The following is a 17,316-nucleotide window of genomic DNA, read 5'->3' on the forward strand; positions in this document are numbered from 1 at the left end:
AGTCTGCCAATTTTGAAAAGAGGAAAATTTTTTGGGGTTTATTGGAAATGGCTTCCGGTGTTTTGGGTTTACTCTACATCAGCTCTGATAAAAAAATGCGGTAAATCGGGCTTTGGTGGAGAGATGAAAACGGAGAAAAACGCTCTGGGTTCGGTGGGACACCTGCTGGGGGCTACTGCTGTCCGGCCCCCCTGGCAAAAGCGGAACGCGTCCAAAAGCAGCAGTTCCCGGGAGCCTTTCAAGTTGGCCGCCAAAAACGTTCCGCTTTTGCCAGGGAGCCTGGGCGGGTGTCCCAAAGACCCTTCGCTGTTTTTCTCCGTTTTCATCTCTACAGCCTTCTGGGTTATTCAGGCTTTTTTGGGCAGATCAATGGAGTAAAAGATTTAGATTGGAAATGCATGATTCAATTGAAATGGAAAAGGCATCCCGTTTTGGGATACCTTTTGTTGCTCAATTTCATATCCATTTTGGAACGTTTACAGGTATCAGAACAGTTGGAGCAATATCGTCACCAGGGTCATCACCACATGCGCGGAGGCGTGGGCGACCATTGCGGCTTCCAGGCTGTGCTTCCAGAACAGCCAGCCGAACAGGATTCCGCCTGCGGCATTCAATAGGATGGTGCGGATGATCAGCACGGGTGTAAGCGGAGCGAGGACGGACACCGCTCCCAGGTGCCCTGCGCCAAACAGCAGAGCGCTAATGACAATGGCCGTCACCATAACGGCTGCTCCGGGCACGGCCCTCCTGCGCTGGAACAGGCGCCAGCCGATCCATGCCAAGAGCGGCATCATGCCCCAGCGCAGCAGCAATTCTTCCGTGATGCCACCGTACAGCATGGCGCTGACGGTAAAGGAGAGATCTCTCGGGGGCGCTGCGCTCGTCAGGCTTGCAGGCAGCCAAGGTTGAAAGAAAATGTCGAGCAGCGGCAAAATAACTGCGGCGACGAGCCCGAAGGCGAGGGCAGCGGGCATTTGCGGACGCAGCCGGTTCCAGAGCGGCTCTCCTTTTGTCGTCTTATCGGCGAGGAGCGATGTCAGCCCGACCCGGGGAGCCAGCCATGTTCCCACAGCGACCGCAATCGCGAGCAGGACCAAAGGCTGGAGCATGGACAGAATTGCGAGTACCGGTACCGGGATGTCAGGCAATCCGGGCACATGTTGAAGCTGCCTTACGGATGTGGGAACGAGCGCAATCACCCCGACCAGGCCGGCAAGAAACAGGGTCAGATATGCTTTGCCGTAGGAGGGGTTGCCGTACTTGTCTGCATTTTTCATCCTTCTGTCCCCCCCAGCCTGCGATACGCCAGATAAGAGTAGATGACCGGCACTCCGACAGAAAGTCCAATCACGACCAGCAACGGCCAGCCCCCTTCACGCATGAAGGGAAGGAACGCCGACAGGATCGCGAACAGTCCGGCGAGCACCCAGAGCGGACCCGACATGCGGTGGGTTTTGCGCCACACCTCCTCGCTGGCCAGCGTCCACGGCGTTTTGATTCCGATAAAATAGTTGCTTCTCACCTGCGGCAAATAGTTTCCGATTACGAGCCAGAGAACCCCGATGATCAGATTGGCGAAAACGTCCGCGCCGATCGCGCGCATTCCGAGGTTATAAGCCAATAGATGGCTGAAGGCTGCGCTCAATATCAGGACGGTTAGCAAACGGATGATGCCGTAGGCTTTCTCGAATTTCTCGTAATTGTGCTTTTTCGGATCGATTTTGTGCACATACATACTGATCGCAAAAATCACGATGCTGATCAGAGTGTAGATCAAAAAAAACGTTCCTTTGCTTTGAAAGCCATCCGGCTCCCCGCCCGGGCCAAAGTGGATCACCATCTGCTCGGGCAAGTCCTTATACGTAAACAATCCGATGAGGATGGGTACCAACAGGATAACGATACTGATCGCTTGATTCATGCCTTTCACTCCTTCTCGGGTTTTCGGTCCCCAATAATCTCCAAAAACCAGCCCATGACATCCTGCACTACTGTCGTATTCAGGGAGTACACGATGTTCTGTCCCTGCCGCTCATCCAAAATCAGCTTCGCCTGTTTCAGTGAACTGAGATGATGGGAGATGCTGGGCTTTGTCATGGCAAAGTGATCGGCGATTTCGCCCGCTGTCATGTCTCTCTCCTTCAATAGCCGGATGATTTGTCGACGCGTTGGGTCAGCCAGCGCTTTAAAGGTATCATTCACAAAACCACGACCTTTTTTGGGAACATAAGCTTTCTATTGTTAGATATTTAGACAATCATCTAAATATCTATTTTTAAAATATGCCATTCCTCGGAAGCTGTCAACCTCTGCCTTGCTTCTCGAAGAAATGGCATCGCATTTTTGTTTTCCGTTTCAGGTATGGGAATGCCTTGCTTGGCCTATGCTCGTTCCGATTTCCGATCCAAGCAGCTCCCCTGTCAAAGCTCGATCCGATACACCTTTCGCGGCCTGCCTCGCGGATGCGGACTCTCTTCTCCGACGACGGTGGCAATGCCCTTCGACTCCAGTTCGATCAGGATGCGGCGGGCGCTGCGCGGCAAGATTTTCATATGCATGGCCAGCTCGTGGGCGTTGATTTCGGCTGATCCGCGCTTCTTCAAAATCGATTGGAGCTTGCTCAGCGTCTGAACGCTAAGCGACGTCTGCCGGCTGATCTCCTGCAGCTGACCGGACGCGCCGCTGAACGTGATTTGCTCGGTTTTTCCCAGCGGTCCGGCGATTCGCTTGTCGTCAAAGAAAACCATCCAGGAGCCCGGCCCGCTCTCCTTGGCGTGAAGCAGCGCCGTTCCCGCGTGGATTTCCGCTTCATAGGCCGTCTTGCCGATTCCGATGCCGCAGGTGACCATCTCGTCCTGGATGCCCGACAGCTCTTCCAGGCGGGGGGCCGCGACAAAGTCATGGGTAAAGTCCCTCAGGATGCCTCGCGTCGTAAAAATGACGTAGCGGCCCGGCCCGGCGACCTTCAAGGAGCCTTGCAGCTGCTTTGCGTAGCGCAACAGCTTTTCCGTCGATTTGATCTCCAGATTGTACAGTTCGTCTGTGGAGAACGTTCCGCTGGTCAAGCCTCTAAGCGAGTCGATCTCCATCATCTGGACGGCAATCTGCGTATCCTTGAACTGAAGCATCTCGTAGGTCCGAAGCAGCATGCTGAGAACAGCCTCTACGCCTGCGCGGGTCGGGAGCACGCGGTAAACCGGCACCCCGCGCCTCTCCAGTTCCAGTTGGGCCGTTCGCAGGCAAGTGACAGCGGCTTTCGTTTTCCCTTCCCTCCACAGCGCCTCGTGGTAATCTGCCAGTTCGCTCGCGTGTATCGCTCCCGCGTACGATTTCAGGAAGGTTTGCGAAGTGGACAGGCCCGCCTCCTCCAGCAAACGGGAAAACTCGTCAGGCGGAAACGTATCAAAGCTGAGCTCGCTGACAGAAATGCTTTTCTCGTGAGAAATATGAAGCAGTGTCCGGTACAGGCTGGCGCCGATATGCGGAACATAGGCCATCGGGGTCTTGATCCTGCCCCATTCCTTTACCATGGCGTACGGCACCTGACCGGAAAACAGCCACATGTCCGCTTGGTCCACATGCGGCAGCAGCAAGTCAAAAATTTCCTCTTCCGTCCAATAGACGATGGGGAGACATTCGATCTCGGCATAGTCATTTACGACGGTACGGATGATATCCAGTGAATCATCGGCTCCCATTATCCCCAAACGCAGCTTCAAGTAAGCTCCCTCTTTCGTGCTGGCAGTCTTCTTCGTTCTTCTTACTACCATAGCAAATTTACGGCGGGGAGGGAATCAGGTCAGAGAACAATGCACAATGAACAATAAACAATGGATATAGGATATAGGTTATCGCCTATTTCTTCACCAAGTGCACACCTAGCCAATGAGCTGAGAATAAAACCGGAATGATCAAGAGGACAAACGGCAGGGTGGAAAACAACAGCTCCCAGCTGACCGTTCCCGAGGCGAGCAAGCGATAATAGGCGTACAAGGAATACGGCAAGACGACCAATACAGCCGTCACAACTCCGGGAGTATAGCTTTTCACCGAGAACGACTGGCCCAAATGAGTAAAGACATGCAGGAACATGACATGTACGCAGACTAGATAAAAGGGCAAAAAGACACCTGTCGACAGCGTTGTCGCTGCCAATAACGTAGCGCTGGAGATGACGAGAAAGATACAAGCCACGGCGGCAGCAAACTGTGCGGTATTCATCGACAGGGACGACTCCAAAAAACGGACAGCTTTGGGCGGGAGCTTGCTGACCACTCGTTCTCTGTTTCCGGCCAGCCATTTTTCTACAGTGATGATCTCCTCCAGATCATGGCAAATAAAAGCGATCGGCAGCAGCCATAAAACGTCGGAGAGCTCCCATATGGAATCAAGCCACGCAATCATGTCCATTCCCCCTTCACTCCTTAAAAACTAACTTTTGAGTTATATAACTTATGAGTTAGTTTTATACCTGATGAATCCTGCTGTCAACAATCCGGTTGATTTTTTTTTCGGTTGCGAGTAAAATAACTCCTCAAAGGATGACAATTTGGCGATGAGGAAGAAGAGTAGACATCACAGGAGACTCAAGAGAGCTGATGGCTGGTGCGAATCAGTGTCAAATGGATGTTGAATGGGCTTCCGAGCTCCAGACCGAACCCGGCGTACCGGCAAATCCGGCATACTGGCAGTAGGCTCTGGCGTGATCCGTCCGCACGTTACAACGGACACCGTATCACTGGTACGGGTAAAGAGATTCCACGCAGGCATGATTTGTGTTTGCATGGAATAACAAGGGTGGCACCACGGTTCATTCGTCCCTATTTCGGACGAATGGACCTTTTTTATTTTCGTTCCCATTTTGAAAGGAGAGAAATGTTGAGATGAAGACGATTTTTTCCGGTATTCAGCCGAGCGGCATCCTCACGCTGGGCAACTATCTTGGAGCGATGAAGCATTTCGTGCCGCTGCAGGACGAATTCAACTGTTTTTACTGCATCGTCGATCAGCACGCGATCACCGTGCCGCAAGAACCTGCCGTACTGAAGGAAAATGTCCGCCGTCTGGCCGCCCTCTATCTGGCTGTCGGCCTGGACCCTGAAAAAGTGACTCTGTTTATTCAATCCGAGGTCCCTGCCCATGCCAAGCTCTGCTGGATCATGCTTTGCACCTCTTATGTCGGAGAGCTGGAGCGCATGACACAGTTCAAGGACAAAGCGTCGGGACGGGGCGAGTCGATCCCGGGCGGCCTTTTGGCTTATCCGCCGTTGATGGCAGCCGACATCCTCTTGTACAACACCGATTTCGTCCCTGTCGGCGAGGATCAGAAGCAGCACCTGGAGCTGACCCGCGACCTGGCAACCCGCTTCAACAACCGCTACGGCGAGATCTTCAAAATCCCGGACATCCGCGTAGCCGAGGTAGGCGCCCGCATCATGTCGCTGCAGGACGGCACCAAAAAGATGAGCAAGTCCGACCCCAACCAGGGCGGATACATCTCCATGCTGGACGATCCCGACACCATCGTTAAAAAGGTGAAACGGGCGCAGACGGACTCCGAAGGCTCGATCCGCTTTGACAAAGAGAACAAACCGGCGATCTCCAATCTGTTGACGATCTATTCCCTCTGCTCCGGCAAATCGATCAAGGAGCTGGAAGCGATGTATGAGGGCAAAGGATACGGAGCGTTCAAAACGGATCTGGCCGAAGTGGTGGTCCAAACGCTGAAACCGATCCAGGACCGCTTCCACGAGCTGTTTGGTTCCCCCGAGCTGGATGATATTCTCTCGGCCGGAGCCGAAAAAGCAGCCGATGTGGCAAATGAAACGCTGTACAAGGTAGAGAAAGCGATGGGCATGGCCCGTCTGTAATAGACCAATTTTCCGTACTACACAACCGAATTGGCGCATGCTCATGCGGGGCTGTCCCCTTTTTCCTTTGCCGCGACTGCTGTTGCGGCGATCTGGGAGGGGCGGCCCTGTTTTTTTGTTCCGTTCGCCGTTTGGGTTCTTTTTCACAAGAAACTAGTCTTTTATGTGCTTGTGAGCGATTGCCTCCCTGTACTACGATGGAAAAAATTTGTCGCCTGGACGTTTCTTCGTTTCGGCGACACTTTCAAAAACATCGCTTGGCGAAAAGCCCACGACGCATTTTTTGATGGAGGAACAAAGAATATGAAACAGTCTCGGTTCTTGTATGTGCTACTCTGTGCAACTGCAAGTATTCTCTTCGGCTTTTCCTCTCCCGACAAACCGAAAAAAGCGACCTGGATCTGGCAAGCAGAGCTGATCGATGCCAAGCGCCAGGACATTCTCGGCTTTGCCGAGCAAAACGGCATCACCACCATCTATCTCCGCATCGACAGGCAAAAACCGTTCGCCTATTATCACCCGTTCATCAAAGAGGCGCACGCAGCCGGCATCAAGGTGCACGCTTTGGGAGGCCATCCTGCTTGGGCGCTTGCCGGCCACCGCGAACGCATGCTGGGTTTGCTGGATTGGGTATCACGCTACAATAGCGGGGCCGACGTCACGGAGCGAATCGATGGCGTCCATCTCGACATCGAGCCCTATCTCCTGCCTGAATGGAGCAGCGACCAGGCAGAGGTGCTGAGGCAATGGACGGCCAACATGAAAGCGTTCGTCGAGCAGGCCAATAGGGAGCCCGGGCTGGAGGCAAGCGCCGATCTCGCCGTCTGGTTTGACGATACCCCGGTACCAGGCATTCCGGGTACAACTCTGAGCGAGTGGATGATCGATTCATTCGACCACGTCACCTTGATGGCCTACCGGGACAGTGTCGATGGACCCAACGGGATTGAGGCGTTGGTAAAAGACGAGCTTGGCATAGCGGACGCTCTCGGAAAGCAGGTTCTGGTCGCGGTAAACGCGAAGGAGATGCCTGGCCAGCGGCACACCTCTTTTTTCGAAGAAGGGCCTGAGGCTATGGACCGTCAGCTTGACCTGGTGGCCGAACGGCTGGGCGAGCATCCTTCGTTCGCCGGCACCGCCATTCACGACTACCGCTACTGGAAGAGCCTGGGCGAAACGGAAACACCCCCCATCCAGCCGCCCACCCATGACAAGCCATTGCTCGGCACCTATGTCTGGCATGCGGACGTAGCCATCTCCCAAGCGGATGAGATCCTTTCCTTTGCCAAACAGGAAGGCATCAACCTGCTGTATGTCCGGCTCGACCTGGAACAGCCCTTCGAGGCATACCGTGAGCTGGTGGGGAAAGCGGCTGATGCCGGCATCGAGGTCCACGCGATGGGCGGCCACCCGATCTGGGCGCTGGAAGCTGGCAGGGAGCGGATGCTGAAGCTGGTCCGCTACGTGAAAGCCTACAACAGGAGCGCCGCGCCACAGGAGCAGTTCCGCGGCATTCACCTGGACATCGAGCCGTATGTCCTCCCCCTCTGGCGGGAAGACCCTGAGGGTGTGCTGAAGCAGTGGATGGCCAATATCGAAGCGTTCGTGAGCGAAAGCAAGGAGGGCGGCAGCCTTGCAACCAGCAGCGACCTTGCCGTCTGGCTGGACCGTTTTCATGTGCCGGGCGATCCCGATATGTCTTTCAGCAAGTGGATGATTGAGCAGCACGATCACATTACGTTGATGGCTTTCCGCGACCGGGCCGAGGGACCGGGGGGGATCGCCGCCATTGTTCAGGACGAGGTGCGTTTTGCCAATGAACTCGGCAAGGAGCTGATCATCGCGGTCGAGATGAAAAAGAGCGGCGAGGGGGATTATGTCTCTTTTCACGAGGAAGGAAAGGCAGAGATGCGACGGCAGCTGGATATGCTGTCCGGGATTTTAGCCGAGCATCCGGCTTACACGGGGAATGCGGTTCATGCTTATGAGTATTGGAAGGGGGCAAAAGATTGAGACTCCCACGGCTAAAGCCGCACTGAAACCTTCGGTATCAGTGGGATTCTTAGGTGGTAGTCGGAAGTGCATTTCTGCTATCCGTAGTTCCCCCAAGTTCAGGGCTGTCTCATCAGCCCGTCCCACGGCAGAGCATATAGCTCCGTAGGCTGGCAGACTGTTACCATCTGCCACAGGTTTGCTCTTACAAATGTTTTAGCGTCTTGTTCTTGACGACTTCATACATTTTACGCTCAAGAAGATTCGCTTGAGCAACCCCATATGTATGCTGTTTTGAAAGAGCGATGATTGTTTTAACGTCTTTTGCTTGACGGCTCAAAGAGCATATCCTGATTATACCAAATCAGGTTTGCCCTGCCCATCCCATGAAGGGATGTTCGGGCAAAGCCGTCTTTCATCCCACGATGAAAACCGTGGGCTTTCAATCGGCAATTACTGTAAAATTGGATGGTCTGCTCCGAGTTTGTCGTCTCCAGTTCAAAATGACTCACTCTTGGCATGCTGCTGCCTCCTTTGCTTTTCTTCTGCACTCATCGTAGCAGAAGGAAGCAGTGGGGGCTTCTTCCAGTTTGCGCTGTTGGCTCGGGGTTCGTATCCACTTTCTCCAAGCTTAGATGGTGCCGATGACCTCTTGCCTGTTTCCGCTGTCGGACAGCCGCTCGGCCTCGTCCAAAAATCGGGTGATCAAAAGCGGCAAGGAGACGAGCACAGGGGGATCATACACTTTGGGAGGCCGCAGAAAAATGCGGGTGTCGCCAAAAGCCTGCCCGTCTTTCACGCGAACGGCTCCCGCGGCCTTTCCTCGCAAATTGTTGCGGGGCAGGAAGTACTCCATCAGAGGTTCATCCCAGGTGAACGCGGCTGCCATCAGGTAATATGTCCCGTCCGGAACCGGGGGCAGCCAGAAGGAGCCGGACCGGAACACCATGGTGCAGGTTTTGGGCGCACCCATGGGAATGGGCTTGGAAAACAGGCCGATGCAGATCAAGCCGTCAAAGCCGTCAGGGGCCTCCACCCTTCCGCTGATGCCGGCCGGAGGCGCTGGAGATCGGACGGCTTTCTCCTCTTTTGTGTAATGCTTCTGCACGCGTTCCTTGCATACATCCATATGCTGGCGGAATTTTTGCGGCGAGATGCCGACCAGCTTGGCGAAACGGGTAGAAAACGTGCCAAAGCTGCTGTACCCGACCCGCTGTCCGATCTCGGTAATGGGCAAATCGCTCGTCGCCAGGTACTCCTTGGCCCGGTCAAGCCGGAGGGCAGCCAAAAACTGACGGGGCGGCACGCCGGTGACCGACCTGAACATGCGGTCAAAATGGAACGGGCTGTACATCGCGATTTTCGCCAGCTTATTCAGTGTGGTGGAGGAGTCGCCCATCTGATCGTGCATGGCGCCGATGACACGCGTGACCGTTTCCCTGCGCGATTGGTTGTGATTGTCCGTCATCCTGCCTCCTCCTCATTTCTCCATTTTTCCTGTATAATGGGTCTCTCCCCCATTTCTATCACACCTCGCGAAAATTGTCCAAATTGTCTTGCGCACTAGACAAACGCTCATGTGAACGAAAGGAGGCTGACCTTCATGGGCAGGACAAAATTGGCGAAGGCGGGCTCGATCATTTCCATCATTCTGGTCATTGGACTTTTTCTCGCGCCGTTCATTTATGTTCAGGCCAGCAAAGCGATCTACGCACACAGGGTGACCAAATATCTCGTGGAAGAGCAAGGCTACAAGCCAGAAGAAATCCAATCGGTTACCGGGGTATGGGGAGTCAAGCTCCCGCCATTTTTTGCAGTGGTTGTGTTTCAGGACGAACCCTTTGTCGAATATATCTACTTTGCTCACAACAAGGTTATCCAGGCTGATTGCCGGATCACGGAAGAAGGCAAAAAGAACGGGCTGACCGAAGCTGGCTTGAAGCATCGGGACTCCCAGAGTTGAGCCGGTGGCAGTAGGAGCCTTTGCGGAAAGAACGGTCCGCCTAGATGGTTGCGGCGCAAGCGGTTAAAAAAGGAGTCCCTCCGTCTGTACGCGACGTCGGGACTATCCTTTTGACTATCCTACTATTTCTTTTTTACGGTGACCTGGACATTCGCCGACTTGCCGCCGTAAGTAATCGTGATCACGGCCCTGTCCTTGTCCTTTGCCGTATCCGCGACCTCGATCAAGCCTTCGCTACTGACAGCGACAAGCTCCGGATTATCCGACTCATACACAATGTGTTCGTCTGCGGTCACATCGTGTTTCCCGCCATTGCCCAGATTGGCGGTAACCTCAAGCTGAACTGTCTCGCCGGGCTTTAGCTTGTAGTTGCGATCCTTGACGATCAGGGCGCGAACGACCGGGGGCTTCTCTTCCTCTTTCCGCTCCTCGCCCAGTACGAGAGGTCCGACCTTTTCCGTCGCAAATACCGCGATATCATGGGTCAGGGTGACTCTCGCCGGATTGCCTCTTTTGTCTGTCAGCGTCTGCCATTTTTCGTTGTTGTAGAGAAGCGCCTTCACATCCCGGGCGGATTCTGCTTCCACGGGAATTCCCAGCAAGGCAGCGCCTTTGCTCATACTTTCGACGCTCTCTCCGCCTGCTTGCAGACCCCACGCATATACTTTGCTTGCCGGCTTGACAGCGGCAGGCGCTTCCGGAGAATCAGACGGCTCCAGCGTTATGCCCAGGCGCTCGCCCGCGAAGCTGTCGATGGCGTCTTTTGACAGCAGCACCCAAGCTCCGCTGGACTCTTTCAGGCGAACAGTCGCTTCTAACGCTGCCAATCGTTCCGTCACCTCTCCGGCTACCGTGACCGCCGCCTCGGTACGGGTTGCTTTCTCGTCCGCTTTCCGTACTTGTATCGACAAGGACGGTTCGAATCCTACCTTTTTAGCCTTCTTTCCAAATACTTCAGCGAGTGCTTCGAGTACGGAAAGCACCAGCTTCACCTGGTCGTCTCCGGCCTTCAGCTCCTCGCCCCGCTCCACGGAGATCGCGCCCGCTTTTTCAAGCAAGGTTCCGGAAATGGATTGGAGCTGTTCCAGCAATTCGGCCGTCCGGTCCTCTCCATCCAGCGGCAGGACGACTGTCTCCAGGAAAGCCTGCAAGGCCAAGAGCGCCTGCCGCCCGGCTTCGGCGTCCGCCAAAGCGCCTGAACGGATGGCAGGCTCGAACGACTTCTGCAGGAAGTCCGCCGAGAGCGCAGACAGTGCACTCTTTTCGACGGTTCCTTTGTCCGTTTGCTCAACCACGGCCTTCAGTACGGTTTGGACCGTATCTTCGATGGCCGCCCACTTGTCTGCGGGATGGATGGTATCTGTTCCGATCAGCTTTTGCAGGCTCTTTTCTATATCCTTCACTTTGCCGAGAATGGTTTCTTTATCTGTGGCCGCGCGTATTTCCTTTGCCGCTTGCCTGTTCAACGCCTTCTGCTGCTCCAGGGTAACGTCTCCCGGATTTGGGCCGGAAGCGGACAAGTCGATTTGCACCAGCACCGGATCGTGATCGCTGACCCGTCCACGCTCTTTCGTAAAGTCCGCATTGATGTGCACGACGTCAATCTCTGTTTTGTCGGACAGATGGCTGCTCAGGAGGATATGATCGAGCACCTGGGCGTTGCCTTGGTAGTTGTACGTGTACTGTTCGCGCAGAGGCAGCGTGGTGATCATGTTGGTCAGCTCATCTCCCACAAGCGCCTGCAGCGGACGGGAGAATGGAAAATCGTTGAGATCTCCCAGCACGACTACGTTTGCCTCGGGATCGGCCTCGTGGATTCGTTTGACAAAGCCGTTGACGACCTTGGCGATCTCCACGCGCTGCTGTTCGCTGGCCAGTACGGGCGGCTGCTTCACGCCAAACAGCGCATCGTCTCCGCCCTTGGAATTAAAGTGGTTGGCGATGACAAACACCGGCTTGCCGGCAAAGACAAATTCGACAGCGAGCGGCTTGCGGCTTTCATGAAAAGCCGGGTTGAGCGGGTCGATCCGTCCGGGGTTGTGAGAGAGACGGGCCTTGCCTTGCTCCAACTCGACCTGTACGGCTGTCACCGCATCGCCCGCCGGACGGTCCGCCAGACTTACCCGTTTTGGATTGTAGAGAAAGCCGACGCGAATATTGCCGCCCGGTTGTCCCCCGTCCTTTTTATTCTCGGGAGCGATATCGATGTAACCGTATTCGACTCCTCCCTCGCGCACGATGGCATCGATCAGTGTCTGTGCGGACTGGCTGGCATCCGTCACGCCGTTATCCTCCGGACCGCTGTTGTCCTGCATCTCTACCACGCCGACGATGTCAGGCTGCTTCAGATTGTGGACGATGGAGTCGGCAATGCCGTTGATCTTTTCAGCTTTGTCCCTGGCCGAAAAATTCTCGATGTTGTACGTAGCGATGCGCAAGCGGTCTTTTGCCGGCTCAAGCGTAGTCACCTCCCGCTCGAATCCGCTGTCCACAACGGCAGGCAGCGGCTCTGTGTTGTACAGCTTGAAGTTGGTAAAGCTGTAGTCGATCACGCCGACGATCGGACCTGCGAACGCGTCTCCCACCCTGACTCCAGGAGCGCCGGAAACAAGCTTGTCGGCGACGGTGATCCGCTCCGGATTGTAGTTGTCTTCCGCGATCGGAATCCCTCCGGCAACCGTCCGTTCCTTGTCCGGATTCGCCCGGTCGGAGACGATGACGAATTCTACGCTGGGCGGATTGGTAAAGGTTTTCGTCGCTCCCACCACGCGCGGCTGATCGATCTGAACGAGCATTCCCTCCAGACTTTCCCAGAAGTCGATGCCATCCTCCTCCGGATCAAACACGGAGAAGCTGTCATTGTCAATTACCGTTTTCGGATAGGGATAATCGCCTTCGCCCAGGACCACAGGGGCCGGAAGCGGCTGATTCCTCTCCTTGACTGCCACCGAAGCGGCGTCGATTTCCGTCAGCGTCAGATCGGTCGCTTCCCGGCTTTTGCTGACGTATTCCTTGACTGTTCCGCTGACCTCTACTTTGTCTCCGGCCCGGACGCTTGCATTTGGTTCGTACACGTAAATACCTTCCGAAGTGCGAGGATCATTGTCCGGCTCAGGGTCCTGCATGTAAAAGCCGGTCGTTCCCGAACCGCCGTTCACCACCGCTGTCACGATGCCCTCGACTCGGGACACATTGGCTCCTTCATACGGGGAGCGGTGCCCTTTGCCCTGGATGTCGCGGATGCGAAGGGCGCCTGGCTGGCCTCCGCCATCGCCGATCACGTCTTCGGCAAAACGGGGGATCAGCTTGTATTCGTTGAAATCGTACGTGACGACGCCGGTCAACCGCTCATAGAACGCTTCCGGCTTGAGCAAAGATGTGTCATATGGCTTGGCGACAAAGGACCCGTGCTGATCGGTCAGGGCGACATTCCCTTTGCTGTCCCTCGCCCCTGCCGTAACATTTTTGATCGTGACCAGCTCCGCCTCGAACCCTTCCCCATTGGCCTGGCTAAAGTCCGTCGAGATGACCTCCTGCGGCTTGAGGCCGAGATTTTCCCGAATAATTGCGACATCGCTTGCGTTTGCCGGCTCCAATTGGGGCAATCCGTAATAATCGTTTACTCTGCCGGTCGCTCTGATCTCATCGCCGATCCGAACGACGCTCCCGAGGCCGGCAGCACGGACCACCATGCCGGCTGTCTCGTCCTGCAAAAAGACATTCGTCCTGCCGCCCGCTTCGAAGGCGGCGGTAACAACGCCCTGAACGGTAGCGAGCGTCCCTTGGGCAAGCGTGCGGACTTCGCCGATCGGCTTGGCCTCGGGCACCTCGCCCCCTGGCCCCCCGCCGCCTTCGCCCGGCTCCTCCGCAGGGCTTTGGCTGTTTTGCGGCTGCGGTTCCCAGGCGAGAAAGTCGGCGCCGTTCTGATTCGTATCCCAGGCGCTGCCTTTGCCAGGCACGACTCCAGTCTCGTCGCTCTTCCGCACAATGCTTTTTGCCGCTGAAGGGGCCGGGGCAGGGCTTGCTCCCTCGAAAGCATTTGCCGTTCCGTAGCCGACAAAATCAATGACGGCCGGGTCTGCGACCGGATTGCCGGAAAGGGCTGTCGCGCGACTGACCAGCGCTACTTTCCCCCGCGCAGCGGAGATATTCGTCCCGCCGGTCGCGTCTGCATCCGGCAGAACACTTCCGCTGGCTCCGCCGCTCGCCAGTCGGACGAGATAGTAGCTGTGGGCGGAGATGCTGCCAGACAAAGGTGTGACGAGCCAGTTTTCCTTGTCCGCGGCGGCGTACTGGATCGACCAGTTGTTCAACGAAACGGCTTGTCCGCCCGGATTGTACAGCTCGACGTAATCGTGCTGATAAAGCGCCCCGCTGTTCCCGCCAGCTCCGTAAATTTCACTGATGACCACGTGCTCGGCGACAGCCGCCTCGGCTGCAGGCGCTATTCCGAGCGGCAGCACCGTCGCGACCATGAGCACGGCGGCCAGCAGCAAATGGCGCCAGCTCCGGTTCTCCCTTTTCTTCATCGGATTCATCGCGAACATCCCTCCTCGATTCGTTTACGGGCTTTCATCCTGATTCTACTGAATTTGTCTAAATGTTATGTAAATTTTACGCAAAGATTTGCGCACTCCTCCTGTTTCCGGCAAAAAACCGCCTAAAGCCCATGTACTGGCTTGAGACGGTTATGACTGTGGACCTAGCTCATGATGCAGCCGGCTCGTACTTTCTTCCGAACGCGCAAGCTTTGCCAAGGAAGCTCCTACACTCCACGATTCCCGCAAGCCTTCACTTGTTTTTTGCATACAGCCAATTGTAATAGCTGGCATGCTTCAACTCATCCGTCATGATTTCAAAAATGATGTCCCGGTACTGCTGGGGAATATACCGGTAGATCGTCCGGTATTTCTCAAAAGCCTTCAATTCGCCCATCAACGCCTGCTCGATTCCTTCCAGATAGCTGGCGGGCCTTTGGAATGTCTCTCCTTCTTCCATCGCCCCCGGACGCTGCCCTGCCAACTGGGTATACAGCTGCCGGAAAAGCCTCCGATGCTTCCGCTCGTCATCGCGAATACTGGTGATGACGTTCTTCTCCTGCTGGGTCGGCGCGACACTGATCAGGTAGTCGTAAAAAAGCTCGTCGTTGCGCTCGCCGCTGATGCCTTCCTGGATCATCCGAAGCACGACAGCTGCACGGTCGTCGTAGCGGTCCATGGACACAGGCCGAATCGGCGCATACGTGGCGTAGCCGTACGGTCCCCGCCAATATCCGTTCATGTCATCCTGGCTCCTTTGCTTTTTCCCTGTCAGGATATTCGCCCACTTGGATGAAGGAGCATGTTCCACAGCGAAAAACAATGTCAGACCATTTTTTCCGGTCTCAGGGCCTCCTCGATATCCGCGGACCACAGCCCCGCCTCCCGGATGACCTGCACAAGCGTTTTGTTCTCCGCAAAAGCTTGCTTGGCCAGAGCTGCCGCCTTGTCGTATCCGATGAGCGGGTTCAGCGCCGTCACCAGGGAAAGGCTGGCCTCCATCCATTTCGCGCATTGGGCCTCGTTCGCCTCCAGCCCTTCCAGGCACTTTTCGCGCAGCACATCGAGCATATTGCTCATGATGGCGACTGACTGCAGCAGGTTGTAGCCGATCACCGGCATCATGACATTGATTTCCAGCTGGCTTCCGCATCCCGCTACCGTCATCGTGGCATCGTTCCCGATAACTTGGGCGGCCACCATATAAGACATCTCCAGTATCACCGGATTGACCTTCCCCGGCATGATGGACGAGCCTGGCTGGACGGCAGGCAATTGTACCTCCGCCAGTCCGGTGCGTGGACCGGAGCTCAAAAGCCGCAGGTCGCTCGTCACTTTGATGACGTGGACCGCCAGCTCCTTCAGGGCGGAATGAACCTCCAGCGCCGCGGCTGTATTTTGCATAAAGGCAAAGCGGTTGCGCGGCTGGGTAAAAGGCAGACCGGTGCGCCTGGCAATTTCCTTGATGGCACGCTCGGCATACTGCGGGTGGGCATTGATCCCTGTACCGACGGCGTTTCCCCCCAGCCCGATCTCATACAACCGCTCCGCCGTATGCCGGATGCGTTCAGCCGTGTTGGCAAAGCTTTGCGCGTAACCGGAAAATTCCTGCCCCATGCGGATCGGGACGGCGTCTTGCAGATGCGTGCGTCCGGCCTTGATGATCTCCATAAATTGCTCGGACTTGGCCCACAGGACTTTTACCGTACGGTCCAGCGCAGGGAAAAGCTCTCTTTGGACCAGCTCCGCTCCGGCGATGTTGATCGCGACATGGATCGTATCATTGGTCGACTGGGCCATGTTGACGTCATCGTTCGGGTGTACCAGCCCGTGCTCAATCTCGCCGCCCAAAAGCTGTGTCGCCCGGTTGGCAATCACCTCGTTGGCGTTCATGTTTTGCGATGTCCCCGCCCCCGCCTGAAAGGCGTCGACGACGAACTGATCGTCCCATTTTCCCTCGATGACTTCCTCGGCCGCCTTGATGATGGCCCGAGCCTTCCGTTCATCCAGCTGACCGCAAGTCATGTTGGCGTGGGCGGCTGAAGCCTTGATCAATCCCTGCGCACGGATGAAGGCGCGCGGCAGCCTGAGCCCGCTGATGGGGAAATTTTCAACGGCGCGCTGCGTCTGCGGTCCGTACAAAGCGTCTGCAGGGATTCTCACTTCTCCCAGGGAGTCTTTTCCGATGCGTACTGACATGCTGTCCAATGCTCTTGCTCCTCCTTCACGGTCGGTCTGTCATGCACCCCCTATTGTTCCCAGCCGCCTGTCTTTCCACTCTTCCGGCAGTCCCCAAGGGCGCTCTGACATAATCGCATGTTCAGTCTGGAGACGGATTTTTCTCAACATGCAGGTCGCAAAGCAACAAGCCGAGCGGACGATGTACGGCTCTACAGAAAAAATAAAACGCGGGCCGTTTCATCTTGGCTCCCGCGTTTTTCCTTTAGTTTGCTTTCTTGACCGCTTTCACATCGTAGACGCCGTGTTCAACACTGATCACATGCTCCGGCTTTGGCTTGCCTCTGCTCTGTCTGTGTCCCTCCAGATGGGCTTCGCTTGTCTCCCACTTTTTCCACGCTTCCTCCGATTCCCAGCGGATCATGACGATCACTTCCTCGTCCCCTCTGCGGACCTTTTTGACAAGCACGCTCAAATCGATGAAGCCTTCGGACTTTTCGATCTCTCCCGCCTGGCTGAACCGGTTTACCACCAGATCGGAGGTCCCTTCCTTTACCGTGATCGTTTTTGTTTCTATAAACATGAAGCCACGCTCCTCATCGCCTAATTTGAAAAATATGGTGTGGCTCTATTTTAATTGATAAAGATTATCATTGTCAACAAAATAACCAAAGCAGCGGACTCTGCCCTGTCAGGATCGCGCTTCAGCGTATCTATCGCTCAGTTGGTAAAGAAATAAAATGCTCCATATACAAACAAGCTTGGCAATGCTGCA

Annotated in this window: 14 protein-coding genes and 1 other annotated feature; of the genes, 4 read left to right on the top strand and 10 right to left on the bottom strand. The window is 55.5% G+C overall.

Annotated features, from left to right (window positions below; translation table 11 throughout):
* Positions 1-123 precede the first annotated feature (123 nt).
* Complete coding sequence (locus Q3F21_RS17320; RefSeq protein ID WP_340255639.1) at positions 124-378, top strand: hypothetical protein; 255 nt, start codon at positions 124-126, stop codon at positions 376-378.
* A 107-nt stretch (positions 379-485) separates the two neighbouring features.
* On the opposite strand, the gene Q3F21_RS17325 is transcribed toward Q3F21_RS17320, so the two are convergent.
* From Q3F21_RS17325 to Q3F21_RS17345, 5 genes are all read right to left on the bottom strand, one after another.
* Positions 486-1,277 carry a CPBP family intramembrane glutamic endopeptidase gene (locus Q3F21_RS17325; RefSeq protein ID WP_340255642.1) on the bottom strand — a complete coding sequence of 264 codons (792 nt, stop codon included), beginning with the start codon at positions 1,275-1,277 and terminating at the stop codon, positions 486-488.
* Positions 1,274-1,921, bottom strand: coding sequence for an SdpI family protein (locus Q3F21_RS17330; RefSeq protein WP_340255645.1), 648 nt, complete (start codon positions 1,919-1,921; stop codon positions 1,274-1,276). The genes Q3F21_RS17325 and Q3F21_RS17330 overlap by 4 nt, the downstream gene beginning before the upstream one ends.
* 5 nt (positions 1,922-1,926) lie before the next feature.
* Complete coding sequence (locus tag Q3F21_RS17335) at positions 1,927-2,202, bottom strand: autorepressor SdpR family transcription factor (protein WP_003388057.1); 276 nt, start codon at positions 2,200-2,202, stop codon at positions 1,927-1,929.
* A gap of 218 nt (positions 2,203-2,420) precedes the next feature.
* Complete coding sequence (locus Q3F21_RS17340) at positions 2,421-3,719, bottom strand: ArsR family transcriptional regulator (protein ID WP_340255648.1); 1,299 nt, start codon at positions 3,717-3,719, stop codon at positions 2,421-2,423.
* 136 nt (positions 3,720-3,855) lie between these two features.
* Positions 3,856-4,404 carry an HXXEE domain-containing protein gene (locus tag Q3F21_RS17345; protein WP_340255651.1) on the bottom strand — a complete coding sequence of 183 codons (549 nt, stop codon included), beginning with the start codon at positions 4,402-4,404 and terminating at the stop codon, positions 3,856-3,858.
* Between the two features lie 142 nt (positions 4,405-4,546).
* Positions 4,547-4,825: a binding site (T-box leader), on the top strand.
* 58 nt (positions 4,826-4,883) lie between these two features.
* Between Q3F21_RS17345 and trpS the strand changes: the two genes are divergently transcribed.
* Positions 4,884-5,870 (top strand): tryptophan--tRNA ligase, encoded by a 987-nt coding sequence (gene trpS, locus Q3F21_RS17350; protein WP_340255654.1) that lies wholly within the window; start codon positions 4,884-4,886, stop codon positions 5,868-5,870.
* A gap of 303 nt (positions 5,871-6,173) precedes the next feature.
* Positions 6,174-7,883: a hypothetical protein gene (locus Q3F21_RS17355; protein ID WP_340255657.1), complete on the top strand. Its 1,710-nt coding sequence runs from the start codon at positions 6,174-6,176 to the stop codon at positions 7,881-7,883.
* A gap of 610 nt (positions 7,884-8,493) precedes the next feature.
* Here the strand turns inward: Q3F21_RS17355 and Q3F21_RS17360 are convergent.
* On the bottom strand, positions 8,494-9,330 hold the full coding sequence (locus Q3F21_RS17360; RefSeq protein WP_340255660.1) for a helix-turn-helix transcriptional regulator: 837 nt from the start codon (positions 9,328-9,330) through the stop codon (positions 8,494-8,496).
* Between the two features lie 135 nt (positions 9,331-9,465).
* Here Q3F21_RS17360 and Q3F21_RS17365 point away from each other — a divergent pair, with 135 nt between their 5' ends.
* Positions 9,466-9,825 carry a DUF3139 domain-containing protein gene (locus Q3F21_RS17365; protein WP_340255663.1) on the top strand — a complete coding sequence of 120 codons (360 nt, stop codon included), beginning with the start codon at positions 9,466-9,468 and terminating at the stop codon, positions 9,823-9,825.
* A gap of 122 nt (positions 9,826-9,947) precedes the next feature.
* Here the strand turns inward: Q3F21_RS17365 and Q3F21_RS17370 are convergent, their stop codons facing one another.
* From Q3F21_RS17370 to Q3F21_RS17385, 4 genes are all read right to left on the bottom strand, one after another.
* The gene (locus tag Q3F21_RS17370; RefSeq protein WP_340255666.1) at positions 9,948-14,363 is read right to left on the bottom strand and encodes a lamin tail domain-containing protein; all 4,416 of its coding nucleotides are present in this window, start codon (positions 14,361-14,363) and stop codon (positions 9,948-9,950) included.
* A 253-nt stretch (positions 14,364-14,616) separates the two neighbouring features.
* On the bottom strand, positions 14,617-15,105 hold the full coding sequence (locus Q3F21_RS17375) for a ferritin-like domain-containing protein (RefSeq protein ID WP_340255669.1): 489 nt from the start codon (positions 15,103-15,105) through the stop codon (positions 14,617-14,619).
* A gap of 83 nt (positions 15,106-15,188) precedes the next feature.
* Positions 15,189-16,562, bottom strand: a complete 1,374-nt coding sequence (locus Q3F21_RS17380) for an aspartate ammonia-lyase (protein ID WP_340255684.1) — start codon at positions 16,560-16,562, stop codon at positions 15,189-15,191.
* Between the two features lie 244 nt (positions 16,563-16,806).
* Complete coding sequence (locus Q3F21_RS17385) at positions 16,807-17,124, bottom strand: antibiotic biosynthesis monooxygenase family protein (protein ID WP_340255672.1); 318 nt, start codon at positions 17,122-17,124, stop codon at positions 16,807-16,809.
* Positions 17,125-17,316 lie beyond the last annotated feature (192 nt).

It is taken from the genome of Brevibacillus borstelensis (assembly GCF_037834415.1).
GTDB classification, from domain to species: domain Bacteria; phylum Bacillota; class Bacilli; order Brevibacillales; family Brevibacillaceae; genus Brevibacillus; species Brevibacillus borstelensis_A.

Coding starts and splice junctions, on each gene's coding strand:
- Q3F21_RS17320 (WP_340255639.1), top strand. CDS start 124: ATGAAAACGGAGAAAAACGCTCTGGGTTCGGTGGGACACCTGCTGGGG.
- Q3F21_RS17325 (WP_340255642.1), bottom strand. CDS start 1,277: ATGAAAAATGCAGACAAGTACGGCAACCCCTCCTACGGCAAAGCATAT.
- Q3F21_RS17330 (WP_340255645.1), bottom strand. CDS start 1,921: ATGAATCAAGCGATCAGTATCGTTATCCTGTTGGTACCCATCCTCATC.
- Q3F21_RS17345 (WP_340255651.1), bottom strand. CDS start 4,404: ATGATTGCGTGGCTTGATTCCATATGGGAGCTCTCCGACGTTTTATGG.
- trpS (WP_340255654.1), top strand. CDS start 4,884: ATGAAGACGATTTTTTCCGGTATTCAGCCGAGCGGCATCCTCACGCTG.
- Q3F21_RS17355 (WP_340255657.1), top strand. CDS start 6,174: ATGAAACAGTCTCGGTTCTTGTATGTGCTACTCTGTGCAACTGCAAGT.
- Q3F21_RS17360 (WP_340255660.1), bottom strand. CDS start 9,330: ATGACGGACAATCACAACCAATCGCGCAGGGAAACGGTCACGCGTGTC.
- Q3F21_RS17365 (WP_340255663.1), top strand. CDS start 9,466: ATGGGCAGGACAAAATTGGCGAAGGCGGGCTCGATCATTTCCATCATT.
- Q3F21_RS17370 (WP_340255666.1), bottom strand. CDS start 14,363: ATGAATCCGATGAAGAAAAGGGAGAACCGGAGCTGGCGCCATTTGCTG.
- Q3F21_RS17375 (WP_340255669.1), bottom strand. CDS start 15,105: ATGAACGGATATTGGCGGGGACCGTACGGCTACGCCACGTATGCGCCG.
- Q3F21_RS17380 (WP_340255684.1), bottom strand. CDS start 16,562: ATGTCAGTACGCATCGGAAAAGACTCCCTGGGAGAAGTGAGAATCCCT.
- Q3F21_RS17385 (WP_340255672.1), bottom strand. CDS start 17,124: ATGTTTATAGAAACAAAAACGATCACGGTAAAGGAAGGGACCTCCGAT.